Here is a 26,186-nt window from a genome sequence, read left to right as displayed (position 1 = left end):
ATAAGTGATTTAGAAACACCTCGGGCGGGTGGATCCCGCTCCGAGTTTCAATATAAACCAAACAATTACTTTATTTAAGGAGAGGTATACGAAATGGCAAAAGAAAAATTCGACCGTTCCAAAACACATGCCAATATTGGTACAATTGGTCACGTTGACCATGGTAAAACAACTCTGACAGCTGCTATCGCGACTGTTCTTGCTAAAAGAGGTCCAGGTGAAGCTCAGAGCTATGACATGATCGACAATGCACCAGAAGAAAAAGAACGTGGAATCACAATCAACACTTCCCACATCGAGTATGAAACTGAAAAGCGTCACTATGCGCACGTTGACTGCCCAGGACACGCTGACTACGTTAAAAACATGATCACTGGTGCAGCTCAAATGGACGGCGGTATCCTCGTTGTTTCTGCAGCAGACGGTCCAATGCCACAAACTCGTGAGCACATCCTGCTCTCTAAAAACGTTGGCGTACCTGCGCTTGTTGTATTCCTCAACAAAGTTGACATGGTAGACGACGAAGAGCTTCTTGAGCTCGTAGAAATGGAAGTACGTGAACTTCTTTCCGAATATGACTTCCCTGGCGACGACATCCCAGTAATCGCTGGTTCTGCCCTCAAAGCACTTGAAGGCGACGAAGCTTATGAAGATAAAATTCTCGAACTGATGGAAGCTGTGGATGAGTACATCCCAACTCCAGAACGTGACTCTGACAAGCCATTCATGATGCCAGTAGAGGACGTATTCTCCATCACTGGCCGTGGTACAGTTGCTACAGGTCGTGTTGACCGTGGACAAATCAAAGTCGGTGACGAAGTTGAAATCATCGGTCTTGCTGAAGAGTCCTCCAAAACAACTGTTACAGGTGTTGAAATGTTCCGTAAGCTTCTTGACTACGCTGAAGCTGGCGACAACATCGGTGCGCTTCTCCGTGGTGTAGCACGTGAAGACATCCAACGTGGCCAAGTACTTGCTGCGCCTGGATCCATCACTCCACACACTGAGTTCAAAGCAGAAGTTTATGTTCTTTCAAAAGAAGAAGGTGGACGTCACACTCCATTCTTCAACAACTACCGTCCACAGTTCTACTTCCGTACTACGGACGTAACTGGTGTAGTCAACCTTCCTGAAGGTACTGAAATGGTTATGCCTGGCGACAACATTGAAATGACAGTTCAACTCATTTCTCCAATCGCTATCGAAGACGGTACACGTTTCTCCATCCGTGAAGGTGGACGTACTGTTGGATCAGGCGTTGTAACAGACATCCTGAAATAAGCAATACTTTTGAATAAAGGAGCCGGGTTTCCCTGGCTCCTTTTATATTACATATAAAACCCCGTCGAGGTGAACAGATTAAATACAAAATCTGTAATTTCGAGGGGGTTAAATTATGGTGCTGTCTTCGTTCTACTTTTTTCCAAAGCCAAGCACTATTTTCACGAGGGATTCCACACCAGCCTTCATGCCACGTTCATCAATATCGAACAATGGATGGTGATGGGGCTGGTCTGCGCCGACTTCACTGTTTCGTACACCTGTGTAGAAGTAGCAGCCAGGCCTGTTCTGCAGGAAATATGAAAAGTCCTCTCCTCCCATGGATGGTGGGTTTTCTTCACATGAGTTTACATAGTTGGCATCCTTCAACGCATTCAAAGTGTAGTCAAGCTGTTCGTTGTCATTGAGCAGTGCAGGATAGCCCTCGGTATAGTTGAGGTTGCATTTGACGTCAAAGCTCGATTCCACTCCGCGGACGATGCCCTCGATGCGCTGCTGGACGACCTCTTTGACTTCCTTCTCGAATGTTCTGATTGTACCACTGACTTCAGTGGTATTCGGGATGACGTTGAATGAAGACCCGCCATTGAAGGTCGCCACGGTGACAACGGCGGACTTCAATGGATCGACAGTTCTTGAGACGATGGACTGCATCTGCTGGATGAGGGAAGCGGCCGCAACAATTGGATCAATGGCTTCATGAGGTTCTGCCCCATGGCCGCCCCGCCCTTCGATTTCGATGGAGAATGCATCCGCACTTGCGAATGCATAGTCGTAGGTATATGACAGAGTGCCCACAGGGTAGAGGCTTGAAACGTGGGTGCCGAATACATAATCCACACCTTCAAGGGCACCGTCCTCAACCATGGCCTTTGCGCCTCCCGGCAGCAGCTCCTCGGCATGCTGGTGGATGAACACGACATTGACCTTCAGCTCCTCCCTGTGTGCTGCAAGTATGCGTGCCGCTGTGATCAGCATCGCTGTATGGGCATCATGGCCACATGCATGCATCACGCCGGGGACGGTTGATGCGTAGGGGACATCCTTCTCATCCTGGATCGGCAGGGCATCGAAGTCGGCGCGTAAACCAACCGTCTCGTAGTCGTCATTTACGTGGAGACGTGCGACGATGCCATTGCCGCCGACATCCTGCCGGACATCAAAACCAAGATCCTTGATTTGTTCATATATATACCGCTTCGTATTCTCCTCTTCAAATGATACTTCAGGGTGCATGTGCATATGGCGGCGTATGGCCACCATGTCCTCATAATACTTTTCTATTTCGTTTGTCAGATCCATCATTCAAAAAGACTCCTTTTCCAGATAGTTGAATACGGACGTCAGCATGACGGATACTGCATTCGTCAGGCCTTTTTCATCAATGTCGAATTTGCCATGATGGTGGGGGTAGTCCGCTTTGAAGTTGGGGTTCCGTGTCCCTGTATAGTAGAATGTGCCGGGCACCCGTTGCAGGTAGTAGGAGAAGTCCTCGCCACCAAGGTCGGGCTCCAGCTCCTGGACCTCCTTCACGGTGGAGACCTGCTTTGCCGCCGCCAGTACAAGGTCCGTTTCGTCCGTCGTGTTCACCACAGGCGGATAGCCCTTCATGTAATCGAGATCATATGAGATGCCGGTAGTGGTGACCAGCCCCTCCAGGCACTTCTTCAGCTCTGTGATCATGACATTCTGCGTCTCGGCATTGAAGGTGCGGATGGTCCCTCCGACTTCGACCTCGTCCGGGATGATGTTATGCTGATGGCCACCGTTGAACATTGTGATGGAGAGGACGACGGGCTCCATCGGCTTCGATTTTCGGGTGACGACGTACTGCAGCTGATTGCAGAAGGAGATTGCCGCCGCCACAGGATCGACAGCGGCATGCGGTTTTGAGGCATGTCCCCCGCGTCCATATATCTTTATGGTGAAATCATCCGGCATGCCCGTTGCCGTACCGTATTTATAGCCGATGGTACCGACATCCAGACTGCTTGTGACATGCTGGCCGAAAATGACATCGACGTCCTCCAAGCAGCCGTCAGCAATCATCTGTATGGCGCCTCCGGGATCGACCTCTTCCGCGTGCTGGTGGATGAAGACAACATTTCCCTTCAACTGGTCTTTATTCTCAGAGAGGATGCGCGCCACAGTGAGCAGAACAGCAGTGTGGGCATCGTGTCCGCACGCATGCATGACGCCGGGGACAGTGGACTTGTACGGAACATCCTTCTGGTCCTGGATGGGCAGAGCATCGAAATCGGCACGCAGTGCTACAGTGGGAAGGGCAGGATCGATGATCAGCCTGCCGACAACACCGCGGCCGCCGACGCCTTCCTGGACATCGAGGCCGAGTTCCCGCAGATATTCGGCGATATATGCAGGCGTCTGGACCTCATGGAATGAGAGTTCAGGATACATATGAAAATGCCGGCGCAGACGCACCATTTCATTGTAGTGGATGTGCGTCAGGCGTTCTATCATTTCTGTTTCCATTCGATCACCTGCTCGATCTCAAGTATTTTCATGAACATGGACAGGCCACTTTCCATGGCCGTTTCGTCCATGTCGAATTTCGGATGATGGTGCACATAGTCGCTCAGTTTCTCTGCATTCCCCGAACCGGTGAAGAAGAAGGCACCGGGACGTTCATTGATGTAGTAGGAGAAGTCCTCTCCGATCATCAGTGGCTTCGCCTCCTCGAAGTCGAGGCCGATCTCTTCCGCCGCCTGTTGAATCACTGCGGCTTCCGGCTCGTGGTTGACGACTGCCGGATAGCCGAAGCTATAGTCCACTTCTGCTGTGGCCCCACGCTTTTCAGCGGTAAGGTGGGCTTCCTGGTGGAAGATGTCCCTGATCTTCTCCTTTACGGCATGTTCGAATGTCCTTACCGTGCCTACGAGCTCTGCAGAATCTGGTATGACATTGAAAGCATCACCGGCACGCACTTTGCCGACAGTGACGACCGCATTATCAAGCGGTGAGACTTGTCTCGATACAGCAGTCTGCAGGTTTGTGATGAGTTCCGCGGCAATTACGACCGGGTCGACTGCATTGTGGGGCTGGGCTGCATGCCCCCCCTTGCCCTGTATACGGATCGTGAACATGTCGGGGCTCGAGATGACAGGGCCGGGCTTCGTCCTGATCTGGTGTGTCGGGTACTGGCTCCAGTAGTGCTGGCCATAGACCTTGTCGATGCCATCAAGCACACCGTCCTCCACCATGGAAATTGCACCGCCGGGCTGTACTTCTTCGGCAAACTGGAAGATGAATGAGACACTGCCTTTGAGACGGTCGCGGTTTCTGTATACAAGCTCCAGCAATCCGAGCAGTGTACTCGTGTGGGCATCGTGTCCGCAGGCGTGCATCACACCATCGACCGTCGATTTGTATGGGACATCCTTTTCATCCTGGATCGGCAGTGCATCGAAGTCTGCACGGATGGCAATGTGTGGATGGGGAGCGCTGCCGATTGTAGCAAGCAGGCCGCCGCCACCGACCCCTTCCCGGATTGTGATGCCGGGGTAGCGTTTCAGGCGTTCCAGTATGTATCCATAGGTCTCCTGTTCGTGAAATGAAACTTCAGGATGCATATGCATATATCTTCTGTTTTCCACCATATCCGGAAGTATGGTTTTTGCAATTTCATCTATCGTCATGTGATTCGCCTCCATAAATTATATTACATAATTTTATCAAATTTTCGCACTTTTATAAACATAATAAAACCCATGTTTTCAATTCTAAGAGGTGTTCCACTTGTGATATGATATGGGAAAGAGGAGGAGATTGACAATGTCTAAAATTTTGGACGAGTATCTTGCATCGAATCTGCAGGAATTGAAGGAAAACGGACTTTATAATGAGATCAATGTCGTAGAAGGTGCCAATGGCCCGGAAATTACGATTGAGGGGAAAAAATTGATCAACCTGTCTTCCAACAACTATCTGGGTCTGGCGACAGACGAAACACTGAAGAAGGTGGCGAAGGAAGCAATCGACTCCCATGGGGTTGGAGCAGGTGCTGTACGTACAATCAACGGGACGCTCGACCTGCATGTGGAACTGGAGGATACGCTGGCTGAATTCAAGGGGACGGAAGCCGCAGTCGCATTCCAGTCCGGCTTCAACTGCAACATGGCTGCCATACAGGCCGTGATGGGCAAGGAGGATGCGATCCTCTCTGATGAGCTGAATCACGCATCCATCATCGATGGTTGCCGCCTGTCCCGTGCGAAGATCATCCGCGTAAACCACTCCGATATGGAGGACCTCCGCAGGAAGGCGAAGGAAGCGGTGGAATCCGGCCAGTACAGGAAAGTCATGTACATCACGGACGGCGTCTTCTCCATGGACGGGGATGTTGCTCTGCTGCCTGAAATCGTCGATATCGCAAAGGAATTCGACCTGATCACATATGTCGATGACGCACATGGTTCAGGTGTCATGGGCAAAGGTGCCGGCACAGTGAAGCACTTCGGCCTCGAAAAGGATGTCGATATCCAGATGGGCACACTGTCCAAAGCAATCGGCGTAGTCGGCGGATATGTCGCGGGCAGCCAGGACCTGGTCGACTACCTGAAAGTGGCGGCGCGTCCATTCCTGTTCTCCACATCATTGACTCCGGGGGATACACGTGCAATCACCGAAGCGGTGCGCATGCTGATGGCCTCCACCGAACTGCATGACAAAGTGTGGGAGAATGGAGATTACCTGAAAGCAGGGCTGAGGAAGCTCGGCTTTGATATCGGCAACTCTGAAACACCGATTACACCTTGCATCATCGGGGATGAGAAGACGACACAGGAGTTTTCAAAACGTCTGATGGAAGAGGGTGTATATGCAAAATCCATCGTCTTCCCAACAGTTCCGAAAGGTGCCGGCAGGGTAAGGAACATGCCGACAGCAGCACATACGAAAGAGATGCTCGATGAAGCGCTCGAAGTGTACGAAAAGATCGGCAAGGAACTGAATGTAATCTCATAAATTAAGGAGTACAGCAATGGAACGAATTATTATAACGGGTGCACTCGGCCAGATCGGCACGGAGCTCACCCTGAAACTAAGGGAAAAGTATGGGGAAGAGAATGTATTGCCGACAGATATAAAGCCGCCTGAGGATGAGAATCTGAAGGGGAAACCATTCGAGATCCTGGATGTCAGGGACCAGGAGCGGATGAAGGAACTGGTTTCCGAATTCAAGCCGGATACGATCATGCATATGGCGGCACTTTTGAGCGCGACTGCGGAAAAGAATCCACAGTTTGCATGGGAGATCAATATGGGCGGTCTGATGAACGCACTGGAGACGGCCCGGGAATTCGACTTGAAGTTCTTCACGCCGAGCTCAATCGGAGCCTTCGGCCCTTCGACACCGAAGGAGAATACGCCACAGGTCACAATCCAGCGTCCGACGACCATGTACGGAGTGAACAAGGTTGCAGGCGAGCTGCTGTGCGACTACTACCATGAGAAGTTTGGTGTGGATACGCGGGGCGTGAGATTTCCAGGGCTCATATCCCATGTCAAGGAACCGGGCGGCGGTACGACGGACTACGCTGTGGAAATTTATTTTGAAGCCTTAAGAAGCGGCAGATATACATCATTCATCGGCAAGAGCACGAACATGGATATGATGTATATGGACGATGCGATCGATGCGATCATCAAATTGATGGAAGCGGATCCTGCACAGCTGACGGACCGCAATGCATTCAACGTCAGTGCCATGAGCATCAATCCGGAGATGGTCGCAAACGAAATCAGGAAACATATTCCCGACTTCGAACTGGACTATGATGTGGATCCCGTACGCCAGGGGATTGCAGAAAGCTGGCCGAATGCGATAGATTCCACAGAAGCAAAGCGCCAGTGGGGATTCGATCCCCGGTACGATCTTGAAAAGATGACTGAAGTCATGCTGGAAGCGATACGAAATAAGTAATAAGAAGGCACTTTGCCTTCTTATTTTTCTAACCGGGAGGCAAAATGACGCGTGTAATTCTATTTGATAAAGACGGGACACTGATGGACTATCATAAAGTATGGACACCTTATGCAAAACGCTCGATTGAAGCATTTGCACAGAAGTTCGACCGCCATGACATAAAGGACGAGCTGGCCCACAGGCTGGGTCTGATCAATGGAGAAATTGCACCAAACTCCATACTCGCCAGCGGTACGGGCGAGACGATCCAAAATTATTTCGAACGCTACCAGAGGGGCGCCGGCGAGTGGATGAAGTCCTTCTACGAAGAGAACCTCGACTCGCTGCGTGACAGCATGGAAATGATAGAAGGCGCAGAAGATGTGCTGCATCATCTGGCGGCTGATGGCTATAAAAACATCATCGTAACGAGTGACAGCCGTCTTTCGACCGAATATTTCGTCCGCAAGTTCTCCCTGGAAAACGTCGTGCACGAAGTGGTGGCGGGGGACGACTCGGAGTTCCACAAGCCGGATATACGCATTTTGAATCCTCTGTTCAAGAAGTATGACTATGCCCTTGATGAGATGGTGATGGTCGGGGACAACCGGACCGACACCATGCTCGGCTATGAAGAGGGGCTGCGCACCATCGGGGTGCTCAGCGGTACCAGCCGCAGACAGGATATGGAGGGTGCCGACATCATACTGGATAGTGTGACCGAGATCATTGAGGACGGACGTTTCATCCTGGCTGAAGGTGGGCAGGAGTGATGCATGAGGAATATATGAAGCTGGCCATTGCGGAAGCTAAGAAGGCTGAAGCCCTTGGAGAAGTGCCGATCGGTGCGGTCATCGTCCATGAAGGTGCGGTCATCGCCACTGGCCACAACTTGAGGGAGACCTCACAGAACCCGTTGACGCATGCAGAGGTCATTGCAATCAACCGGGCCAGCGAGGCGATCGGATCGTGGCGGCTTGAAGGCTGTACAATGTACGTCACCCTGGAGCCATGCGTCATGTGTTCGGGTGCCATCGTAATGAGCCGCATCCCGCATGTCGTATATGGGGCGAAAGACCCCAAGGGTGGTACGGTGGACAGTCTGATGCATCTGCTCGGGGAGCCCCGTTTCAACCACAGGGCCGAAGTGACAGGCGGGGTTCTGGAAACGGAGTGCAGCCAGATGTTAAAATCTTTCTTTAGAGCTTTGAGGGAAAAGCGAAAAAATTAGCAAGATGATTTAATTTTCTGATAGAATGGAATTAAAAATAATAGAGGGAGTTTTGGAAGGCCTATGGTCAAACTAATCGCATTGGATATGGATGGGACCCTGCTTGGTCCCAATCACGATATCAGTCGCCGTAACATGGAGGCGATCAATAAAGCGATGGAACGCGGTATACAGGTTGTCGTAGCCACAGGACGTGCATTCTACGAAGCACATGGCATCATCAGGGAACTGGAGACACCTTTGCCGTACATCTGCCTGAATGGTGCCGAAGTACGCAATGAATCGCATGAGATCCTGTCCACCAATGCATTGAATACAGAGCTGATCCATAAAGTATCAGATGTATTCCGTGCGGAGGACATCTTTTATCAGGTCTATACGGATCGTGCAATATATACATCGAGTGTCGAGCGGGACATAGAGATCTTCATGGACCTTGCAGGCCAGATGGGACACCTTGCGAGTGAAGAACGGATCAGGAACTTTATGGAAGAGAGGCTCGAACGCGGAACACTGATAGAGACGGACGACTATCGATCGATATTCGAGAGTGAAGACGAAAATGTATTGAAGCTGCTTGCTTCGTCATCGAGCAGGGCAAAGCTCGTACGTGCCAAGAATGAGCTGTATGAAATCGGTAATCTCGCCGTATCTTCATCCTCGGCGGGCAACATCGAGCTGACGCATGAAAATGCGCAGAAGGGGATTGCTCTGGCCCACATCGCAGAAATCATGGGCATCGATATGAAGGATGTGATGGCAGTCGGCGATAACCTGAACGACATCTCCATGCTCAAACGTGTCGGCACAGCAGTTGCCATGGGCAATGCAGCTTCGGAAGTCAAAGGCATCGCGGACAAGGTGACGGCGACCAACATCGAAGATGGTGTCGCCCTGGCCATTGAAGAGGCGCTTCATTCACTTGAAGAGAAGCAGGAAGCCCAGGCCGGGGACTTGTCAGAATCATAGAGTATAGCTGGAGAAATCTTCAGCCGCCACTGGATAAAGTGGCAATTGACCTCATAGTACCAACATCAAAAATGCCCGTTTCCTTATATGGAAGCGGGCATTTTGCTATTTCCTATATGCTTTGGGGGGTGGCTCCAGATTGAATTCCTTCTTCTGTTGACTCATCATCCAACTCCTCAGACTCATTCTTGGCAGCAGCATACATACTTTTCGATTTGGCGATGAGGTTTTCGTTGAAGAAGATGCGCACTACTGAGACCATCAGAATCGCACTGACGATGTTGATGATCCAGTAGAGTTCAAAATCATAGAGGAATCCATAAAAGATGGCACCGACCGGCATGATGCTCATGGAACAGAGGCTCATAGTCGAAAATACCCGTCCCTTGATATGCTGGGGGGTGACGAGCTGGATGAAGAGGTTAATTGGTATATTGATGAACTGGAGTGCCATGGCGACGCTGATGCCGATACCTCCGATGATCAGGACAAGCGACACGATGCCCCCGCCAAAGTAGAGGGGCAGAAGGTAGACCACAACCAGGGCGGCAAATGCAAACAGTCCTCTTTTCATGAGCAGAAACGGATTATCAAGCCGCTTGATTCTGGCAACTGCGACTCCACCTGCAAGTACACCGAGACCTCCGATGGCATTGACGATGCCGACGGTTTCGGGCTGGAAGGATAGTTCATGGATCATCATCTTCTCAGGGAAGATAGTAATGACGCCGGCCATGAAGTTGATCAGGGCGGCAATGAGCAGGAGGGATTTGAATACTCTATTGTCGGCGATGAAATTGAAGCCCTGGCTGATGTCACGCTTGAACCTGCTCCTCGCGCCCTCTTCCCGGGTGCCCTCTGCATAATCCGCTTCGGTGTAGTAGAGCTTGAAATCCAGAAGAAAATCGAGGGAAGCGGAAATGATATAGGCGATGAGGAAAAGCATGATGATGTGCGGGAAGCTCAACAGTCCGAACAGGGCGCCGCCAAGGATAGGGCCGAGGATGACCGTTGAAGAGAGGATGGCGGAAGTATAGCCCATCACCTTCTGGATCCTTTCCTTATGGAAAAGCTCGGTGATGGCGGTCTGGAAAGTGTTGGATACGAATGGCTCGATCATGGAAGTCAGGAATGTGACGAGATAGATGGCCATCAAGTTGATATCATGGACCATCGTGTAGATGAAAAGGCCAAGGATGACGAGGGCGTTCATGATTTCGCCCGTAATGATGATCTTCCTTTTATTTCCGAAATCACTTAATACGCCGGAAAATGGAAGCAGGATGACAGTTACGACAATGCTGATGGCCATGTTGATTGAGAAGTAGAGTGCGGACCCCGTTTCGTACATGATGTAGTAGCTCACAGCAAACAGATAGACATACTTTCCGACACTCAGAATGAACCGGCTCAGGGCATAGACGACAAAATTGAGACGTTCCTGCATGGGCAACTTTTTATCAAAAAGCATTTCCCCCACCCCGCTTGTTTAATTTAATTAAACTTATTATAATGCTGAAAATATTGCTTGTCAACTAAAAGTTTAATATAATTAAACTATAATATTATGGAGATGAGATCATGACTTTGGGAAAACGGATCAGACAGCTGCGGAAAGAACGGAATATGACACTGGTGGATCTGGCAGGCGACAAGATCACCAAGGGTATGCTGAGCCTTATAGAGAATGACAAGTCGAAGCCATCCATGGAGACCCTGTCACATATTGCAAAAAAACTTGATGTCTCCATCGGCTACCTCACCCGCGAGGGAGATGAGGAGTGGACAAGGCAGATGTTGGCCGAATCCGACTTCAGCCATTACTTCTCCTTTCCCTTCAGACATATTGAAGACAACATACTGCCGTACCTGGACCGGGTTTCACAAAGCAGCAAGGGGATGGACCTGTACAATATCATCCGCATCTACTACAGGTATAAAGGTGAGCACGACATTGCGGATGAATACACAGATAAGATTGCGAAGTTCTACAGAAGCATCGGAATAGAGCATCTCGTCGTCAGAAACAGGCTGAACGATGCCATATCCCTAATGTACAGCCAGGATTATAGGGAAGCCTACAACAGGCTGGTCGAATGCGAGGCGGAAGTTACAGAATTCAAGACATATGACCCGCACCTCGAATTGGAATACGTATACCTCAAAGCAATCTTTTCCGTCCTGGTCGATATGGGGGAATGCGTCCTGCTCGCCAACAGAGTCATCGAGTTGTCCTATGATATGGAGAACTTCAAATACTTCTTTTCGGCCAATATGATCCTCGGCTACTACTACGGGCTTGAAGGGGAGATGGAAAAGCATGGGGAGTATGAGGAGCGGCTGAAGCGATATCTCCAATTCAACAGACAGGAAAAGTATGAGCTCGAACTGGTTGATGAAGGCCATCCCATCACGGTCTTTTATGTACTGACGGAAGACACAAAGCAGCGTGCCGGCCTGTATGAGGCATACATCAGGAAGGTTGAGGGCCATCATGAAGATGGTACGATACACTCCAGCAACATGGCATTCTACCATCCTCTGTTCCTGCTCGAAATGGCCTATTTCAAGAAGGACTACGGGACGGTAGTGGAGAACTATAAAGAAGGGATGTACATCCGTTCGGCCGCCCAGCACCCGATAGACCGGATCATCATGGCAACACGTTCATGCGTCTATCCTTTAAGCCTATACTATTTGGGTGAAAAAACCCGGGCACGTGAAGCATTCAGTAATATAGAAGCGACGATTGAGGATATAAAGCGTTCCGTCTTCACTAAGGAGTTCAATATGATCCGGGATATCATTTTTGAGTAAAAGCAGGTGGATGGATAAAAATAAACGTGACATAAAAAGGTTGGCTGATCATCAAAAAGCCCTTCCTTCATGGCCGCGGCGGCACGGAATTGTTTTTCAGCCTGCAGTTTTGGGTAGTTTTGAAAAGTAAAGTGTGTAAAATGGAGGGGATTCAATGGTGGACAATACATCAGCGATATCACATTTTCAAACGCGGACTTTGCGTCGGGATCCACCCGGCAGAAGGGTCCTGGATGGGGGCAGCCTTTCCTCAATGGAGACGGAGTGCTGCGGTCGGACCTTTGCCTATATTAGGATGGTGAAGGCTCTATGCTAACCGCTGTATTGACTCTGCTTCTTGGCATTGTGGTGATTTTTGTGATAATCGTGGCCAATGGCTATTTTGTCGCCCAGGAGTTCGCCTACATGTCTGTCGACCGTTCAAGGCTGGGGGCATTGGCCGACCAGGGCGACAAGGCGGCCCAAAGTGCCCTGACCGTTACAAAACGTACCTCCTTCATGCTGTCTGGAGCCCAGCTGGGCATCACAGTTACGGGGCTGCTCATCGGTTATGTGGCAGAACCCCTGGTTGGACAGAGCCTGGGCATTCTGCTTGGTGGTGTCGGGGTGCCTGTTGCTGTAAGCATATCAGTGGGTACTGTGGTAGCCCTGGCCCTGTCGACCGTGGTACAGATGATTTTTGGTGAACTCTACCCGAAGAATCTTGCCATTGCGAATCCTGAACCGCTGGCTAGGAACCTGGCCCGTTCAACGAACATCTATCTCAGCATTTTCGGATGGCTGATCAAGTTCTTCGATTGGTCAGCGAACAGTTTACTTAGACTCTTTAAAATAGAACCGGTACATGATGTCGACAGCAGCGCGACAGCGCGTGATCTGGAACATATCGTTGCGGATTCCCGGGAGAGCGGTGACCTGCCTGAGGGTCTTTCGATGGTGCTTGACCGCATCCTCGATTTTCCGCAGCAGGATGTCGAGCATGCGATGGTTCCCCGTTCCAGAGCGGATATGGTGGACCCTGAGGCCACAGTCGGACAGGTGAGGGCAATGATGGCTGCAGCCCATACCCGTTATCCTGTCATCAATGATGAGGATGAGCCTGTCGGAGTGGTACATCTCGTGGATATACTTGGAGATGTTTCGGATGATGCCCCGGTAACCGCAGTCATGCAGCCGCCTCTCGTGGTCCCCACTTTGATGTCCCTGCCAGAAGCCAGGGCACATATGATTGATACCAGCAACGACCTTGCCTGTGTCATTGATGAATATGGTGGATTCGCCGGCATCCTCACATTGGAGGACCTGGCTGAGGAAGTGGTCGGGGAAATCACTGATGAGCACGATACTGAAATCCCTGCCACCGTGGAAGCTGGTGGAGAGGGCATTTGGCAGATGAGTGGGGATGTCCATATAGATGAGGCGGAAAGGGAGGTTGGTCATCAACTTCCAAGAGGCGACTATGAAACCGTTGCGGGTATGATCATCGCCCATTTCGGCAAATTGCCGGAGGTGGGGGAAAAGGTGGATATACATTTGCCGGTTGATCCGGCTGATTTCATTCATGACGAACCCATACGACGCTATTTGGAGGCCGAAGTGACTGGAGTGGACAGGCATGTCCCTACTTCGATCATTCTGAATCTTCATGTCATGGAAAACGGGGAAGAAATACATTCCATAGACGAGCAGAGGAGGGGACATAATGAGTAACCCGTGGATTGTACTCATAGTAACAGCGGTATTGATCGCATTAACTGCATTCTTCGTCATCATAGAGTTTGCGCTTCTCGGTGCCCGCCGTCACAGGCTTGAGGAAGCTGCAACAACAAGTCGCAGTGCCCGTGCAGCATTGAAGGCGGTGAATGAACTGACAGTCATGCTCGCTGGAGCGCAGCTCGGAATCACGGCCTGTACCTTTGCTCTTGGGGCGGTGACCAAACCGGCTGTGGATTCATGGCTTTCGCCCCTCTTCGCCGGAATCGGCCTGCCCTTGTGGCTGGCGGACGGAGCCTCTTTCTTCCTCTCACTGCTGATTGTTACTTTCCTTCATCTCGTTGTCGGGGAGATGGCTCCAAAATCATGGGCGATTGCCCATCCGGAAAAATCAGCGCTCCTTGTGAGCCTGCCTGCCCGGGCCTTCATCTGGATTTTCCGCCCACTACTCATATGGGTCAATAATATAGCCAACCGGCTTGTCAAGGCTTCAGGAGTGGAGCCGGTAGAGAGTGCTGCGGTAGGGGGGCAGGATGCCGCAACCATCCGTCACCTCGTCGAACATTCAGCCAATGTCGGCGCCCTCGATGCCTCCATGCGCACACCCATATCAGGCGCCCTTGATCTTGAAAGGCTGAAAGTGGACGATCTGGTTTCAGAGGGGAGACAGCCGACAGCCGTCCCTTCAGATGCCACGGTCCGTGAGGTGCAAAAAGCAACAGAACAGTCCGGTCACAAACGGATTCTTGTAATGGGTGATGAAGGGGAGGCGCCTCTTGTCGTCCATGTCAGGGATACACTGCTTGAACCGATGGAACGCTCCGCGAAGGACATCGCCCGCACGCCTTGTATACTCGAGTCCGGTACACTGGTACATGAAGGACTCAGACGGATGCGCCGGTCGAGCGAACAGCTGGCGGTTGTCATGGATGGTCCGAAGTTCGTTGGAATCATGACCATCAATGATGCATTGAACAATATACTGCCGGCTTCAGGCGAAAAATAAAGTTTTTCCTATCAAAGGATTTGGTAGGTAAGCTGATACTAGAACAAAGAAGGACAGGACAGCGGGTACATCCGCTGTCCTGTCCTTCTTTCCGTGTTCCCTGCCGCTTCGGTAGGATAGGGGACTGTTTACTTTTGATATGACATCCTGCTGAAGGCGTCGTGCTGGTGAATGCTCTCTTCATTGCGGCATTCGAGTTCGAAGCCTTTGACCCAGTCGAGTTCCACGAGATCATAGGCGATCAGGCGGATGAGGTCCTCTACAAAGCGTGGATTTTCATAGGCACGTTCTGTGACCATCTTTTCGTCCGTACGCTTCAATATCGGATAGAGCTGGGAAGATGCATTGATTTCGAGCAGTTCGTACAGCTGCTCCTTATGGTTGTCCGGCAATTCCGCTTCCGGATCGATGTCGAGCAGCACCTTTACATAGCCGCGCTGATTGTGTGCGCTGTATTCGCTGATTTCCTTCGAGCATGGGCACAGTGTAGTCACCATCGCCGTCATGCCGAGCTGCTTGTGCAGAACGCCGGCTCCGGAAATCCTCATGGAGTATTCGACGTCCGCGTGGGCCATGCCGCTGAGCAGTGTATGCGGACTCGGTTTTGAGAAATACCATTTCCCCGATCCTGTGACTTCCGCTTCATCCTGGTGCATGCGTACGCGCAATATTTCAAGCACGTTCTCCAGCGTCTCGAAAGTAAGCGGTACACCGCCGTCATTTTCCGTCTCGAGGGATTCGAGGATACGGCTCATATTGATGCCCTTTTCATTTCTTCTCAGACTCGTAGCAAGCTCGAAGGTTCCCACGGACTGGAAGTCGCCGATGACTACAGGATAGCTCAGATTGTTGATGCCGACGGAATCGACTTCAAACAGGAAATCCTTCTTCGAGCTCTGCAGGTCTACCATCATTTCCTTCTCTACGGGTTTCGTGCCTTCGATCGGCTCGACGGACCCGAAGTGCCTGAAACGTGCTTCTCTAGTACTAAGATCCAATTGTTCCATGTGTCTACTCCTTAATCTATATCATAACTGTAGAATGTTTCATTCTTCATCCACATCTGGCGGGCTGCTTCGCTCTCCTGCGTGTTGCCGGCAAGCGTCTTGAGCAGGGGGCCGGTCTGTGATTCGTGGGCTGCCATGATCTTCTCTTTGCGTTCTTCGTATCCTTCGATATTGACGACGATGTCCGGCTCGCCAAGATCCTGAAGGGTGTTGTTGCTGAAGGCGACGAGCTGCAATGCCGGGCGTTCTGATGCCGGCATTTCCGATACGGCCTCTATGACTGCCTCTGCAGTGGCTTCATGGTCCGGGTGGACGGAATAGCCGGGGTAGAAGGTGATGATCCGGCTCGGCTCGAGCTCATCGATCATATCCCTGACGACGCCCTTCAAATGGCCGGGCGGCTCGAATTCGAGTGTCTTGTCCCGGTATCCGAGAAGCCTGAGATCATCAAGTCCGATCAGGCGGGCGCTTTCCTCGACTTCCCTTTTGCGTATCTCATGCAGTGATTCCCGTGTTGCGAATGGCGGATAGCCGAGGTTTCTTCCCATATCGCCGAATGTCAGGCAGGCATATGTCACCGGCACTCCCATGTCCACATAGCGGCTCATTGTACCGCTCACTCCGAAAGCTTCATCATCGGGGTGCGGGAAGATGACGAGTACTTGTCTTTCTTTTTCCATAGCGCTGCCTCCTATTTAAAGAATTCTTTCGTAGAAATTTCAAGTGCACTTGCGAGTTTGCCTTCATAGTTGAAGCCGTGCATGATGAATTCGTTGTTCTCGTTGACTTCGAAATGTGTGAGGCCAAGCACATAGACCCAGCCACCGTTGTCGAGCTTCAGGCCGACGCGGTACTGGCCCTCGCCGCCGCCCCTGATGGCGCCCTGGGTGTAGTTGACGGGGACATTCCTCAGGAACATGCCCGTATTGAACACCTGGTCATCCAGATGGCTTGCATACATGCCGCTCGTCACTTCCACGTGGATGTATACCTTCTTGTCCTGATAGCTGTTCAAAAGCTCCTGTACCTGTTCGCGATTGATCTTCTCCATAGTGTGAAACGCTCCTTAAAATAGCATACACAAAAGAGATAGGCGGGCTATCTCTTTTGTGACTGTGACTATATCTGTTCTTCTGTAACTTCAATCTGCTCCACAGTATTGGCTGCACCATGGCGGACGACGCCGACATGTTCGTTCATCTTCCAGCCGTTCTTGATGGCTGATGTGACGAATGCCTTGGCGTTCTTGATCGCCTCAAGCGGCTCCTGGCCGTTCGCGAGGTTTGCCGTAATGGCCGCTGCGAATGTGCATCCGGCACCGTGGTTGTAGGAAGCGTCTATCTTATCGCTTGAAAGGAGGTGGAATGCTTTGCCATCATAGTATACATCCACAGCCTTTTCGCCTTCTATTTCAGAGCCGCCTTTGATGATGACGTGCTGTGCACCTTTGGAATGGATGACTTCCGCGCATTTCTTCGCGGCATCCAGCGTTTTCGGCGTTTTGTATCCGGCGAGCTGCCCCGCTTCAAAGAGGTTCGGCGTCACGACTGTCGCGTGCGGAAGCAGGTGCTCGACCATCGCATCGACAAGGCCCGGGTTGAGGACTTCGTCATCGCCCTTGCAGACCATGACCGGATCCATCACGAAATATTTCGCATCGCTGTCGAGGTAGGCATTCTTGCTGCGCTCGATGACCTCTTCCGACGGCAGCATGCCCGTCTTTATCGCATCCGGTGAAATGGAGAGTGCTGTCGCAATCTGTGAGTCAACGACATCGAGTGGGATTGGATTGACACCATGGGACCATGTTTCGGGGTCCATCGTCACAATCGTAGTCAGTGCCGTCATGCCATACGTTTCATGTTCCTGGAATGTCTTCAGGTCGGCTGCAATGCCTGCGCCGCCACTTGTATCTGAACCTGCAATTGTGAGTGTCTTTTTAAGTGCCATGAGTTAGATTCCTCCAATGTCATTAATAATGATATTTTACTATAATGAAGGGTATATTTCTAGAGACATGCTTGCTTAAATGATATAATCAAACTTTAGACAGAGGTGAGAATCATGGAATGGGAAGATGTCTTCCAATCAGTAAAAGAAGAGAACGACTTTTCCGAACTGGAAACGACACTTGAAGAGAAATATGAATCGGGGGAAGTGTTCCCGCCGCGTGAACAGATATATACAGCCTTTGAGCTTACACCGTTTGAAAATGTGAGGGTCGTCATACTGGGGCAGGATCCCTATCACGGGAAAGGCCAGTCCCATGGGCTTGCATTTTCAGTCAATGATGGTGTGAAGATACCGCCTTCCCTGAGGAACATGTATAAGGAGCTGGAGTCGGACCTCGGCATCAGAAGGACGACCGGCAGCCTGAAGGACTGGGCAAAAGAAGGCGTACTGCTGCTCAATACGGTACTGACCGTCGACGCCAACCAGGCGAACTCCCACCGTGGACTTGGCTGGGAGCCGTTTACGGACGGCGTCATCAGCCATGTGTCGGACAACCTGGAGCATGTGGTGTTCATCCTCTGGGGCAAACCTGCACAGAAGAAGGAGAAGCTGATCGATGCCTCCAAGCACTGCATCATCAAGTCGACCCACCCAAGTCCCTTGTCCGCCCATAGGGGGTTCTTTGGCACCCGTCCATTCAGCCGGGCCAATGACTATCTGGAGGCGCATGGCAGGAAGCCGGTGGACTGGAGTGAACAGGAATGAAGCAGGAAATCATTGCGGAACTGAAGCAGGAACTCCACAGGATGGAGGTGGCCAGTCAGCCGCATGAATTCGAAAAGCACCTCTATGCGATGGAGCGGCTGCTCGGGCTGCTGAAATCGGACGCAGGCAGCGTGCAGTATGGGGCTCCGTCGACCGGTGCACAGGATAAGCAGGCGATGTCGGAGCACGACCGCCTGATGCTCGAACAGATGGGCGGCAAGGTGGCCGGAACGAAGCCGGTATCAGCCCCAACAGCACCGGCCCGGGAAACGCTCAGGACAGACGACGGTTTCGGCAACGGCGATTCGCTGTTCGATTTCTAGACTGATTCAAAGGAGAAAAGGAAATGAAGACTTTCATCATACTCGGGGCCATCAACGCATTCATCTCGGTGGCCCTCGGGGCATTCGGGGCGCACGGCCTTGAAGGCAAGATCAGCGAACATTATATGAGTGTCTGGGAAAAGGCCGTATCCTACCAGATGTACCACGCGCTCGGCCTCATTGCGGTCGGCATCCTCGTCCAGGTGACAGGGGCGCCGCTGCTTGGGGCCGCCGGCTGGCTGATGCTGCTCGGCATCATCTTCTTCAGCGGCTCCCTTTACATTCTGGCGGTCAGCGGCATCTCCATACTCGGTGCCATCACGCCGATCGGCGGTGTACTCTTCCTGGCCGGATGGGTGTGCCTCATCATCGGCATGATCAGACTATAATATTTTTCATGACTCCACTGCGGTGGAGTCTTTTATTTTGCGGAAAATCGGAATGGATGTTTACATTTTTCACTCGGTGGTATATACTTATATACATAACTATATAACCAGTTAGGAGGGGTGCGTATGGCGGGGGTGCTCAATGACAAGAAGCCGATCTTTGAACAGATCAAGGATTGGATCAGTGACCAGATCATCGACGGGACGCTCGAGGCGCATGACAGGATTCCTTCAACAAATGAAATCGTCCAGTTCTACAAGGTGAACCACCTGACGGTGTCAAAAGGTGTCAATCAGCTCGTCGATGAAGGTGTCATCTATAAGAAGCGGGGGGTCGGCATGTTCGTCGCACCGGAGGCAAGGGGTGTGCTGCTCGACGGCAGGAAAGAGCGCTTTGTCAGTGAATACTTGAAACCGATGATTGATGAAGCGGAAAAGCTGGGTTTTTCAACACAGGAGATTGAAGGGTTGATTCATGAGATGGAGGGGAATAGAGATGGCGAATAGTGTATTGGAAGTGAAGAATGCATCTTTGGACATAAAGAAGGACAGGGTGCTCGAAGACATCACACTGAAGATGGAGGCCGGCAGGGTATACGGTCTGCTCGGCAGGAACGGTGCAGGAAAGACATCATTGCTGTCCCTGATCGCCTCCTTCAGGAAACCGACACGTGGCGTGGTCACGATCGACGGGCAGGATCCGTACGAAAACGCGGAGCTGATGCCGAAGGTGGATTTCCTCTACGAAGTCGACTACTCGGAGGAGTACCGGACACCCGAGGATTTCTGCAGGATGACGCAGCGGTACAAGCAGGACTTCGATACCGATTATGCGTACGCACTCCTCGATGGTTTCAGGATTGACCGCAGGAAGGCGCTCAACCGCATGTCGAAAGGCCAGCAGGCGGCGGTGAATGCGGTACTCGGCCTTGCTTCGAATTCGCCGGTCACCATCTTTGATGAAGTGACGAACGGGATGGACGCCCCATCGAGGGAGTACTTCTACCAGAAGGTCATCGAAGCCAATGCGCGCAGTCCGAGGATCATGATCCTCTCCACCCATATCGTATCCGAGATGGAATATCTGTTTGATGAGGTCATCATCATCCATCAGGGGAGGGTGATGCTGCAGGAGCCGCTGGATATATTCCTTGAGCGTGGATTCAGGGTCACGGGGCCGAAAGAGAAAGTGGCGCACTTCACCCGTGGGATGGACGTGCTTGCCACGGAGTACCTCGGGCCGACGCAGTCGGACATGGTGCTTGGACATCTGGAAGAGCTGCAGAGGCAGGAAGCGCAGTCACGCTATTTGAACATTGCACCTTTGAAACTGCAGGAATTGTTTATTCGAATGACTGAAGACAGGGAGGGTGTACAATGAACAATAAACTGAAACTGGCAACAATGGACTTTTCGAAGGAAATCGCCAAGTGGACGATGTGGTATCTGCCGATCATGGCTGTGATATATATTCTCGTGTCACTGTTCGTCAATGAGGCCGAAGTGAATGAAATGTCATTCTATGCGATGGCCGCATCGGCAAACCGCATCTTCATGCTTGTAGCAGGGATCATGGCGGTATTCGTGTTCCTGGAACTCGCAATCAGCCTTGGCCTGACACGTAAGACCTTCCTCAATGCCATGATTCTGACAGGTGGCGTGGTTACAGTCGGCCTGGCAGTCGTGACATGGGTCTTTTCCCTCGTTCTTGGCATGATGCCGTGGTTTGGCGATGGCATAGCCGCATTTGACACGACAGCCGGCCCACTGGTCCACATCATTGGTCATCTGCTGACGGCATACGTATTCTTCCTGGCCGGGTTCATCATCAGCATCGGATTCTACCGCGGTTTCCTCGGCGGCATGATCGCCATCGTACTCAGCCTTGGCATCACGGCTGCGATCGATTCGATGTGGACATTCCAGACGGCGGGAACATTCTTCAACATGGAGTTGGCGGGATACGGCTCCGGCAATCTGCTGCTGACGATCATATTCAGCCTGCTGCTCATTCTCTTCACCATCGCATTGCTGCAGTCCCTCATCCGTTCGGTGCCGGTGAAAGTCAAATAGAAAAAGACCTCTCCGTGCTCGGCTCGAGCCGGGCACGGAGAGGTCTTTCCTATTTCAGGGGAGCGGCTATCTGCGCTTGCCGTCGCCTTTATTTTTACGGTTCTTGAACTTTCTGATTATGAATGGCAATGCCAAAGGGATGAGTCTGCGAAGTAGACGGCCCATCTTGATTCCTCCCAACTCTCTCGATAAGTGTATTTATTTATATATAGCCACCTGAGAGTATATTGAAACCTTGAAACTTATCTGAAGAAGGCGGACAGGGAATCCGTCGGCAGGTGCACCCCGACGAAGAAGTCGCCGAAGTCGCCGTAGCGCGCGGATACTTCATCGAATCTCATTTCATAGATCAGCTTCTTGAACTGCAGCATGTCGTCCGAGAAGAGGGTCACGCCCCATTCGTATTCGTCGAGTCCGATCGAACCTGTGATGAACTGCCTCACCTTGCCGGCGTAGCTGCGGCCGATCATGCCATGCGAGCGCATGAGTTCGCGGCGCTTTTCCATATCCAGCATGTACCAGTTGTCATCTCCCTGGCGGCGCTTGTCCATCGGATAGAAGCAGATGTACTGGGATTTCGGCACTGAAGGATAGAGGCGCTTCCTGACAAATTCATTCTGGTAGGGATCTTCACCGGAATCTTTCGCAAGGTAGTTGCTGAGTTCCACGATGGAGACATATGAATAGGACGGGATGAGGAAGTCGCTGATCTGGAGCTTGTTGAATTCGAGCTCCAATGTATTGAGTTCATCAATCGTCGGACGCAGCATCCACAGGATCAAATCCGCCTTCTGTCCGGTGATGTTATAGAAGGAATAGCTGCCTTCGTTCTTCTGGTGCACTTCCTCCTGGCGTTCGAGGAATCCCTTCAGTTCTGACACAAGAGTGTTCAATTCTTCCTCTTCAAGCAGACGGAGGGACGGCCAGTCCACATTGTAGAGCAGGTGAAGGCTGTACCAGCCATCGAGTGTTTGTGCAGCTTCATTCATTTGTGTATCTCTCCTTTTTTCATATCTCCCTCCATCTTACTCCATAAGAAAACGTTTTAAAAGCAGATAGGGATGAAATAATGTGACAAAAAGAGTATAATATGGCGTATGCAAAGGCTAACCAAGGAGGATATTATGAGTCAATTTCTAGAGAATCTCAAATCTAACCTGGAAGATAGAAACATAGAAATCGTTTTTCCGGAGGGCACGGATCCGAGGATCCTCACTGCTGCTGTGGAACTTGCTGAGACAACATACGTGAGACCGATCGTCCTCGGGGACGAGTCCGGAATAAAGGCCCTGGCCGAAAAAGAGGGTCTGGACACCAGCAAGCTGGATATGATCGACCCGGCGACCTACGAGGACAAGGAGGCTCTGGCGGATGAGTTCGTCAAACGCCGCAAGGGAAAGGTGACTTCGGAACAGGCGCTCGAAATACTGAATGATGTCAACTACTTCGGCACGATGCTCGTATACACGGGACGGGCCAAGGGGCTCGTGTCCGGTGCAGTGCATTCGACTCCGGATACAGTGCGCCCGGCGCTTCAGATCATCAAGACGAAGCCAGGAGTGACACGTACGAGTGGCGTTTTCTTCATGCTGCGCGGCGATGAGCTGTATGTCATGGGGGACTGTGCCATCAATCCTGAGCTGAATGCAGAAGAGATGGCGGAAGTAGCGGTGGAAGCGGCAAAGACGGCAAAAAGCTTCAAGATAGATCCCCGTGTCGCCCTGCTCAGCTTCTCCACGAGGGGATCTGCAAAGACGGAAGAGACGGAAAAGGTGAAACTCGCGACCCAATATGCGAAGGAGAAGCTGCCTGAAGTGCCCATCGATGGCGAACTTCAGTTTGATGCCGCCTTCGTTCCAAGTGTGGCCGAAAAGAAGGCGCCCGATTCCGAACTGAAGGGGCAGGCCAATGTATTCATCTTCCCTTCCCTGGAAGCCGGCAACATCGGCTATAAGATTGCACAGCGCCTCGGCGGCTTTGAAGCCTACGGGCCGATCCTCCAGGGGCTGAACCAGCCGGTCAATGACCTCTCCCGCGGATGTTCCAAGGATGAGGTCTTCAACCTTGCCCTGTTCACAGCCACGCAGGCTCTGACCCAGGACGATGCATAGGCTTTTCCAGCAGAACTGGCACTACGTGCCGATTGAAACGACGCCCCATCCCTACATGTCATTTGCCATGGATGATGTGCTCCAGGAGATGGTGAGCAAAGACGGTGTGCCGAAGTTCAGGGCATGGGTCCATGACCCGTACGTCATCCTCGGGCTGCACGATGCCAGGCTGCCCCATCTCACGGATGGGCTCTCCTATCTGGAGGATGCCGGATTCGACTATATCGTAAGGAACAGCGGCGGGCTCGGTGTCGTACTCGACGCGGGCATTCTGAATGTATCCCTCATCCTGCCGAAATCATCAGCTGCGCAGATCGATGATGGGTACGAACTGATGCTGGAGCTTGTGCGGAGGTCGTTTCCGGGGACGGACATCAAAGCATATGAAATAGAAAACAGCTATTGTCCCGGCAGCTATGATTTGAGCATCGGTGGACGGAAGTTTGCGGGAATATCCCAGCGGAGGATCAGGCAGGGGGTCGCTGTACAGGTCTACCTGTGTGTGACAGGCAGTGGTGCCGAACGTGCCGAAATCATGCGTGATTTCTACCACTTGAGTAAAAAGGGCGAGGAGACGAAATTTTCCTATCCCGAGATCCACCCGGGAGACATGGCTTCGCTGAACGAGCTGCTCGGTACGGGCCTGACCGTTGACGCGGTGCTTGAGCGCATGCTCGGCGTCATCCGGGAGGGCGGCGTCCTTGAGCCGCTCCCCGACATGGATGCTGAGATGCGTGGCCGCTACCATCACCATATCGAGCGGATGAAACAGCGGAACAGGGATATCCGTAAGGAAAAAGAAGATAAGAAGTGAGAAGGTCATCAATGGATGGCCTTTTTTTGTTGGGTGGACGCAGCATGGGGCGGCACAACGATATGCATATGGGCGTTTAACTCTTCCGTGGGGTGGAATATATCCTGTAAAAGGAGTGGATACGAATGGCTGAAGAAAATAAAGATAGAATGACGACGAGGGAAGAGGAAGAGAAGCTGAAAGCACGCAAGGACAATTCAGGTCCACACGGTGAGGTGAAAGAAGATGTGCCTCCGGACAGCCCGGCGGCTGAAAGGGACAAGGAGGAGGCGGATCGTGAGCGTGACGTCCGGAATCAGAAGTCCGAGAAGCGACAGCTCGGCAATGAAGATGACCCGGACAGCGTAAACAACTAGCCTTCCGGCAATATATCAGGATATGCCGGCCACTGACCGGCTGCCTTTCATCGGCAGCCGGTTTTCTGTTGGGTGGCACCAGCCGGAGAGCCCGCGGGTTGATGACAGCAGGGCTTTCTAATGATATTATGGCAGTATGAGGAGGGCAGTGGGATGACAATCAGTGAATATGGCAAAAAACAGCTTGTAGAAGAGAAGGTTTTCAAAGATCCGGTGCATCGGTATATTCATGTGCGCGACCAGGTGATATGGGACCTTATCAAAACGAAGGAGTTCCAGCGGCTGAGGCGGATTAAGCAGCTCGGCACCCTCTATTTGGCCTTCCATTCCGCAGAGCACTCCCGGTTCAACCACTCACTTGGCGTATATGAGATTGTGCGCCGCATGGTGGTCAATTTCCAGGAGTTCGAAGAGTGGAATAATGATGACCGTCTGCTGGCATTATCAGCAGCCCTGCTCCACGATCTCGGTCATGGACCGTTTTCCCACTGCTTTGAAACGATATTCGATACCGATCACGAGGAGTTTACGCGCAAAATCATCCTGGGCAACACTGAAGTGAATGAAGTGCTGAAAAGGGTGAGTGTGGACTTTCCCCTTGAAGTGGCGAAGGTCATCGACAAGACGCATGAGAACAAGCTGGTCATCAGCATGATATCGAGCCAGATTGATGCCGACCGGATGGACTACCTGCAGCGGGATTCCTACTATACCGGTGTAAGCTACGGCAATTTCGACATGGAGCGCATACTCCGCGTCATGCGCCCGAGCCGGGAGGAGGTCATCATCAAGGAGAGCGGCATGCATGCCGTCGAAGACTACTTGATGAGCCGCTACCAGATGTACTGGCAGATCTACTTCCATCCGGTATCACGCGGCGGCGAGGTGCTCCTGAACCTTGCATTGAAACGGGCGAAGTACCTGCACGAAGGCGGCTATACATTCAAACAGGCACCGAAATATTTCATACCGTTCTTCTCGGGCGAGGTTGCCGTCGAGGATTACCTGCGGCTCGATGAGATGGTCGTCAATTTCTATCTGCAGGAATGGATTCATGAGGATGACCCGATATTGAGCGATCTGGCCCACCGGTTCGTCAACAGGGATCTGTTCAAATACCTCCCGTTCGACGGCTCGGTCATCACGATTTCCGAACTCGAGGCGCTTTTTGAAAAGGCGGGCATCGACCCGGACTACTATTTCTTCAGCGACTCCTATTCGGATCTGCCCTATGATTATGACCGCCCGGGATCGAAGAGCAACCGCAGACCCATCCACCTGAAGCGGAGCAATGGCGAGCTGCGTGAAATCAGTACACAGTCGGCCATCATCCATAGCATCACAGGTGTCCATCGCATGGATTCGAAACTTTATTACCCGAGAGAGAAGATAATGCAGATAGAAGATCTTGAAGTCAAAGGCGAAATTATAAACCTGCTTAATGAATTGGCATAG

Annotated in this window: 28 protein-coding genes; 19 read left to right on the top strand and 9 right to left on the bottom strand. The window is 51.7% G+C overall.

The window, feature by feature from the left end:
• Positions 1-93: 93 nt before the first annotated feature.
• The gene (tuf, locus tag BO53_RS0104515; RefSeq protein WP_031545905.1) at positions 94-1,281 is read left to right on the top strand and encodes an elongation factor Tu; all 1,188 of its coding nucleotides are present in this window, start codon (positions 94-96) and stop codon (positions 1,279-1,281) included.
• Between the two features lie 132 nt (positions 1,282-1,413).
• Here the strand turns inward: tuf and BO53_RS0104510 are convergent, their stop codons facing one another.
• The 3 genes from BO53_RS0104510 to BO53_RS0104500 are packed head-to-tail and all read right to left on the bottom strand — an operon-like array spanning position 1,414 to position 4,937.
• Positions 1,414-2,586 carry a M20 metallopeptidase family protein gene (locus BO53_RS0104510; RefSeq protein ID WP_031545902.1) on the bottom strand — a complete coding sequence of 391 codons (1,173 nt, stop codon included), beginning with the start codon at positions 2,584-2,586 and terminating at the stop codon, positions 1,414-1,416.
• Positions 2,587-3,774: an amidohydrolase gene (locus BO53_RS0104505; protein ID WP_031545900.1), complete on the bottom strand. Its 1,188-nt coding sequence runs from the start codon at positions 3,772-3,774 to the stop codon at positions 2,587-2,589.
• A complete protein-coding gene (locus BO53_RS0104500; protein WP_031545897.1) occupies positions 3,759-4,937 on the bottom strand; it encodes a M20 metallopeptidase family protein in 1,179 nt (392 codons plus the stop codon). The genes BO53_RS0104505 and BO53_RS0104500 overlap by 16 nt, the downstream gene beginning before the upstream one ends.
• Before the next feature lie 136 nt (positions 4,938-5,073).
• Between BO53_RS0104500 and BO53_RS0104495 the strand changes: the two genes are divergently transcribed.
• The 5 genes from BO53_RS0104495 to BO53_RS0104475 all read left to right on the top strand — a co-directional run bounded on the left by BO53_RS0104495 (position 5,074) and on the right by BO53_RS0104475 (position 9,404).
• Positions 5,074-6,264 (top strand): glycine C-acetyltransferase, encoded by a 1,191-nt coding sequence (locus BO53_RS0104495; RefSeq protein WP_031545895.1) that lies wholly within the window; start codon positions 5,074-5,076, stop codon positions 6,262-6,264.
• 16 nt (positions 6,265-6,280) lie between these two features.
• Positions 6,281-7,222, top strand: a complete 942-nt coding sequence (locus BO53_RS0104490) for an L-threonine 3-dehydrogenase (RefSeq protein ID WP_031545892.1) — start codon at positions 6,281-6,283, stop codon at positions 7,220-7,222.
• A 44-nt stretch (positions 7,223-7,266) separates the two neighbouring features.
• On the top strand, positions 7,267-7,977 hold the full coding sequence (locus BO53_RS0104485) for an HAD family hydrolase (protein WP_031545890.1): 711 nt from the start codon (positions 7,267-7,269) through the stop codon (positions 7,975-7,977).
• A complete protein-coding gene (gene tadA / locus BO53_RS0104480; RefSeq protein WP_031545887.1) occupies positions 7,977-8,435 on the top strand; it encodes a tRNA adenosine(34) deaminase TadA in 459 nt (152 codons plus the stop codon). The genes BO53_RS0104485 and tadA overlap by 1 nt, the downstream gene beginning before the upstream one ends.
• Positions 8,436-8,498: 63 nt before the next feature.
• Entirely contained in the window at positions 8,499-9,404 is a 906-nt protein-coding gene (locus BO53_RS0104475; protein WP_031545885.1) for a Cof-type HAD-IIB family hydrolase, read from the top strand.
• A gap of 112 nt (positions 9,405-9,516) precedes the next feature.
• On the opposite strand, the gene BO53_RS0104470 is transcribed toward BO53_RS0104475, so the two are convergent.
• Entirely contained in the window at positions 9,517-10,875 is a 1,359-nt protein-coding gene (locus BO53_RS0104470) for an MFS transporter (RefSeq protein ID WP_051683008.1), read from the bottom strand.
• A 110-nt stretch (positions 10,876-10,985) separates the two neighbouring features.
• Between BO53_RS0104470 and BO53_RS0104465 the strand changes: the two genes are divergently transcribed.
• The 3 genes from BO53_RS0104465 (at position 10,986) to BO53_RS0104455 (ending at position 14,940) form a co-directional block, all read left to right on the top strand.
• Positions 10,986-12,221 carry a helix-turn-helix domain-containing protein gene (locus tag BO53_RS0104465; RefSeq protein ID WP_031545878.1) on the top strand — a complete coding sequence of 412 codons (1,236 nt, stop codon included), beginning with the start codon at positions 10,986-10,988 and terminating at the stop codon, positions 12,219-12,221.
• Positions 12,222-12,530: 309 nt separating this feature from the next.
• Positions 12,531-13,931 carry a hemolysin family protein gene (locus BO53_RS0104460; protein WP_051683007.1) on the top strand — a complete coding sequence of 467 codons (1,401 nt, stop codon included), beginning with the start codon at positions 12,531-12,533 and terminating at the stop codon, positions 13,929-13,931.
• Positions 13,924-14,940, top strand: a complete 1,017-nt coding sequence (locus BO53_RS0104455) for a hemolysin family protein (protein ID WP_031545875.1) — start codon at positions 13,924-13,926, stop codon at positions 14,938-14,940. Before BO53_RS0104460 ends, BO53_RS0104455 begins: the two co-directional genes overlap by 8 nt.
• Positions 14,941-15,068: 128 nt before the next feature.
• Here the strand turns inward: BO53_RS0104455 and folE2 are convergent, their stop codons facing one another.
• The 4 genes from folE2 to thiD all read right to left on the bottom strand — a co-directional run bounded on the left by folE2 (position 15,069) and on the right by thiD (position 17,897).
• Positions 15,069-15,947, bottom strand: coding sequence for a GTP cyclohydrolase FolE2 (folE2, locus tag BO53_RS0104450; protein WP_031545872.1), 879 nt, complete (start codon positions 15,945-15,947; stop codon positions 15,069-15,071).
• Positions 15,948-15,958: 11 nt separating this feature from the next.
• Complete coding sequence (gene bshB2, locus BO53_RS0104445; RefSeq protein WP_031545870.1) at positions 15,959-16,627, bottom strand: bacillithiol biosynthesis deacetylase BshB2; 669 nt, start codon at positions 16,625-16,627, stop codon at positions 15,959-15,961.
• Positions 16,628-16,638: 11 nt separating this feature from the next.
• A complete protein-coding gene (locus tag BO53_RS0104440; protein ID WP_031545867.1) occupies positions 16,639-16,998 on the bottom strand; it encodes a DUF1806 family protein in 360 nt (119 codons plus the stop codon).
• A 68-nt stretch (positions 16,999-17,066) separates the two neighbouring features.
• Positions 17,067-17,897 (bottom strand): bifunctional hydroxymethylpyrimidine kinase/phosphomethylpyrimidine kinase, encoded by an 831-nt coding sequence (gene thiD, locus BO53_RS0104435; RefSeq protein WP_031545865.1) that lies wholly within the window; start codon positions 17,895-17,897, stop codon positions 17,067-17,069.
• A gap of 114 nt (positions 17,898-18,011) precedes the next feature.
• Here thiD and BO53_RS0104430 point away from each other — a divergent pair, with 114 nt between their 5' ends.
• The 6 genes from BO53_RS0104430 to BO53_RS0104405 all read left to right on the top strand — a co-directional run bounded on the left by BO53_RS0104430 (position 18,012) and on the right by BO53_RS0104405 (position 21,450).
• On the top strand, positions 18,012-18,665 hold the full coding sequence (locus BO53_RS0104430) for a uracil-DNA glycosylase (protein WP_031545864.1): 654 nt from the start codon (positions 18,012-18,014) through the stop codon (positions 18,663-18,665).
• A complete protein-coding gene (locus tag BO53_RS0104425; protein WP_031545863.1) occupies positions 18,662-18,988 on the top strand; it encodes a DUF5327 family protein in 327 nt (108 codons plus the stop codon). The genes BO53_RS0104430 and BO53_RS0104425 overlap by 4 nt, the downstream gene beginning before the upstream one ends.
• A gap of 23 nt (positions 18,989-19,011) precedes the next feature.
• Entirely contained in the window at positions 19,012-19,377 is a 366-nt protein-coding gene (locus BO53_RS0104420) for a DUF423 domain-containing protein (protein WP_031545862.1), read from the top strand.
• A 126-nt stretch (positions 19,378-19,503) separates the two neighbouring features.
• Positions 19,504-19,884, top strand: a complete 381-nt coding sequence (locus tag BO53_RS0104415) for a GntR family transcriptional regulator (RefSeq protein WP_031545861.1) — start codon at positions 19,504-19,506, stop codon at positions 19,882-19,884.
• Entirely contained in the window at positions 19,874-20,758 is an 885-nt protein-coding gene (locus BO53_RS0104410; protein WP_031545860.1) for an ATP-binding cassette domain-containing protein, read from the top strand. Before BO53_RS0104415 ends, BO53_RS0104410 begins: the two co-directional genes overlap by 11 nt.
• Positions 20,755-21,450: a hypothetical protein gene (locus tag BO53_RS0104405; RefSeq protein WP_031545859.1), complete on the top strand. Its 696-nt coding sequence runs from the start codon at positions 20,755-20,757 to the stop codon at positions 21,448-21,450. Before BO53_RS0104410 ends, BO53_RS0104405 begins: the two co-directional genes overlap by 4 nt.
• A gap of 242 nt (positions 21,451-21,692) precedes the next feature.
• On the opposite strand, the gene hemQ is transcribed toward BO53_RS0104405, so the two are convergent.
• Positions 21,693-22,439: a hydrogen peroxide-dependent heme synthase gene (gene hemQ, locus BO53_RS0104395; RefSeq protein WP_031545858.1), complete on the bottom strand. Its 747-nt coding sequence runs from the start codon at positions 22,437-22,439 to the stop codon at positions 21,693-21,695.
• 135 nt (positions 22,440-22,574) lie between these two features.
• Here hemQ and pta point away from each other — a divergent pair, with 135 nt between their 5' ends.
• From pta to BO53_RS0104375, 4 genes are all read left to right on the top strand, one after another.
• Positions 22,575-23,561, top strand: coding sequence for a phosphate acetyltransferase (pta, locus tag BO53_RS0104390; RefSeq protein WP_031545857.1), 987 nt, complete (start codon positions 22,575-22,577; stop codon positions 23,559-23,561).
• Positions 23,554-24,375, top strand: coding sequence for a lipoate--protein ligase family protein (locus BO53_RS0104385; RefSeq protein WP_031545856.1), 822 nt, complete (start codon positions 23,554-23,556; stop codon positions 24,373-24,375). The genes pta and BO53_RS0104385 overlap by 8 nt, the downstream gene beginning before the upstream one ends.
• Positions 24,376-24,500: 125 nt before the next feature.
• Positions 24,501-24,731, top strand: coding sequence for a hypothetical protein (locus tag BO53_RS0104380; RefSeq protein ID WP_031545855.1), 231 nt, complete (start codon positions 24,501-24,503; stop codon positions 24,729-24,731).
• A gap of 153 nt (positions 24,732-24,884) precedes the next feature.
• Positions 24,885-26,186 carry an HD domain-containing protein gene (locus tag BO53_RS0104375; RefSeq protein ID WP_031545853.1) on the top strand — a complete coding sequence of 434 codons (1,302 nt, stop codon included), beginning with the start codon at positions 24,885-24,887 and terminating at the stop codon, positions 26,184-26,186.

This window comes from Salinicoccus luteus DSM 17002 (assembly GCF_000712035.1).
Classification (GTDB): domain Bacteria; phylum Bacillota; class Bacilli; order Staphylococcales; family Salinicoccaceae; genus Salinicoccus; species Salinicoccus luteus.
This window is presented reverse-complemented; position numbering and strand designations above follow the sequence as displayed.

Coding starts and splice junctions, on each gene's coding strand:
- tuf (WP_031545905.1), top strand. CDS start 94: ATGGCAAAAGAAAAATTCGACCGTTCCAAAACACATGCCAATATTGGT.
- BO53_RS0104510 (WP_031545902.1), bottom strand. CDS start 2,586: ATGATGGATCTGACAAACGAAATAGAAAAGTATTATGAGGACATGGTG.
- BO53_RS0104505 (WP_031545900.1), bottom strand. CDS start 3,774: ATGGAAACAGAAATGATAGAACGCCTGACGCACATCCACTACAATGAA.
- BO53_RS0104500 (WP_031545897.1), bottom strand. CDS start 4,937: ATGACGATAGATGAAATTGCAAAAACCATACTTCCGGATATGGTGGAA.
- BO53_RS0104495 (WP_031545895.1), top strand. CDS start 5,074: ATGTCTAAAATTTTGGACGAGTATCTTGCATCGAATCTGCAGGAATTG.
- BO53_RS0104490 (WP_031545892.1), top strand. CDS start 6,281: ATGGAACGAATTATTATAACGGGTGCACTCGGCCAGATCGGCACGGAG.
- BO53_RS0104485 (WP_031545890.1), top strand. CDS start 7,267: ATGACGCGTGTAATTCTATTTGATAAAGACGGGACACTGATGGACTAT.
- tadA (WP_031545887.1), top strand. CDS start 7,977: ATGCATGAGGAATATATGAAGCTGGCCATTGCGGAAGCTAAGAAGGCT.
- BO53_RS0104475 (WP_031545885.1), top strand. CDS start 8,499: ATGGTCAAACTAATCGCATTGGATATGGATGGGACCCTGCTTGGTCCC.
- BO53_RS0104470 (WP_051683008.1), bottom strand. CDS start 10,875: ATGCTTTTTGATAAAAAGTTGCCCATGCAGGAACGTCTCAATTTTGTC.
- BO53_RS0104465 (WP_031545878.1), top strand. CDS start 10,986: ATGACTTTGGGAAAACGGATCAGACAGCTGCGGAAAGAACGGAATATG.
- BO53_RS0104460 (WP_051683007.1), top strand. CDS start 12,531: ATGCTAACCGCTGTATTGACTCTGCTTCTTGGCATTGTGGTGATTTTT.
- BO53_RS0104455 (WP_031545875.1), top strand. CDS start 13,924: ATGAGTAACCCGTGGATTGTACTCATAGTAACAGCGGTATTGATCGCA.
- folE2 (WP_031545872.1), bottom strand. CDS start 15,947: ATGGAACAATTGGATCTTAGTACTAGAGAAGCACGTTTCAGGCACTTC.
- bshB2 (WP_031545870.1), bottom strand. CDS start 16,627: ATGGAAAAAGAAAGACAAGTACTCGTCATCTTCCCGCACCCCGATGAT.
- BO53_RS0104440 (WP_031545867.1), bottom strand. CDS start 16,998: ATGGAGAAGATCAATCGCGAACAGGTACAGGAGCTTTTGAACAGCTAT.
- thiD (WP_031545865.1), bottom strand. CDS start 17,897: ATGGCACTTAAAAAGACACTCACAATTGCAGGTTCAGATACAAGTGGC.
- BO53_RS0104430 (WP_031545864.1), top strand. CDS start 18,012: ATGGAATGGGAAGATGTCTTCCAATCAGTAAAAGAAGAGAACGACTTT.
- BO53_RS0104425 (WP_031545863.1), top strand. CDS start 18,662: ATGAAGCAGGAAATCATTGCGGAACTGAAGCAGGAACTCCACAGGATG.
- BO53_RS0104420 (WP_031545862.1), top strand. CDS start 19,012: ATGAAGACTTTCATCATACTCGGGGCCATCAACGCATTCATCTCGGTG.
- BO53_RS0104415 (WP_031545861.1), top strand. CDS start 19,504: ATGGCGGGGGTGCTCAATGACAAGAAGCCGATCTTTGAACAGATCAAG.
- BO53_RS0104410 (WP_031545860.1), top strand. CDS start 19,874: ATGGCGAATAGTGTATTGGAAGTGAAGAATGCATCTTTGGACATAAAG.
- BO53_RS0104405 (WP_031545859.1), top strand. CDS start 20,755: ATGAACAATAAACTGAAACTGGCAACAATGGACTTTTCGAAGGAAATC.
- hemQ (WP_031545858.1), bottom strand. CDS start 22,439: ATGAATGAAGCTGCACAAACACTCGATGGCTGGTACAGCCTTCACCTG.
- pta (WP_031545857.1), top strand. CDS start 22,575: ATGAGTCAATTTCTAGAGAATCTCAAATCTAACCTGGAAGATAGAAAC.
- BO53_RS0104385 (WP_031545856.1), top strand. CDS start 23,554: ATGCATAGGCTTTTCCAGCAGAACTGGCACTACGTGCCGATTGAAACG.
- BO53_RS0104380 (WP_031545855.1), top strand. CDS start 24,501: ATGGCTGAAGAAAATAAAGATAGAATGACGACGAGGGAAGAGGAAGAG.
- BO53_RS0104375 (WP_031545853.1), top strand. CDS start 24,885: ATGACAATCAGTGAATATGGCAAAAAACAGCTTGTAGAAGAGAAGGTT.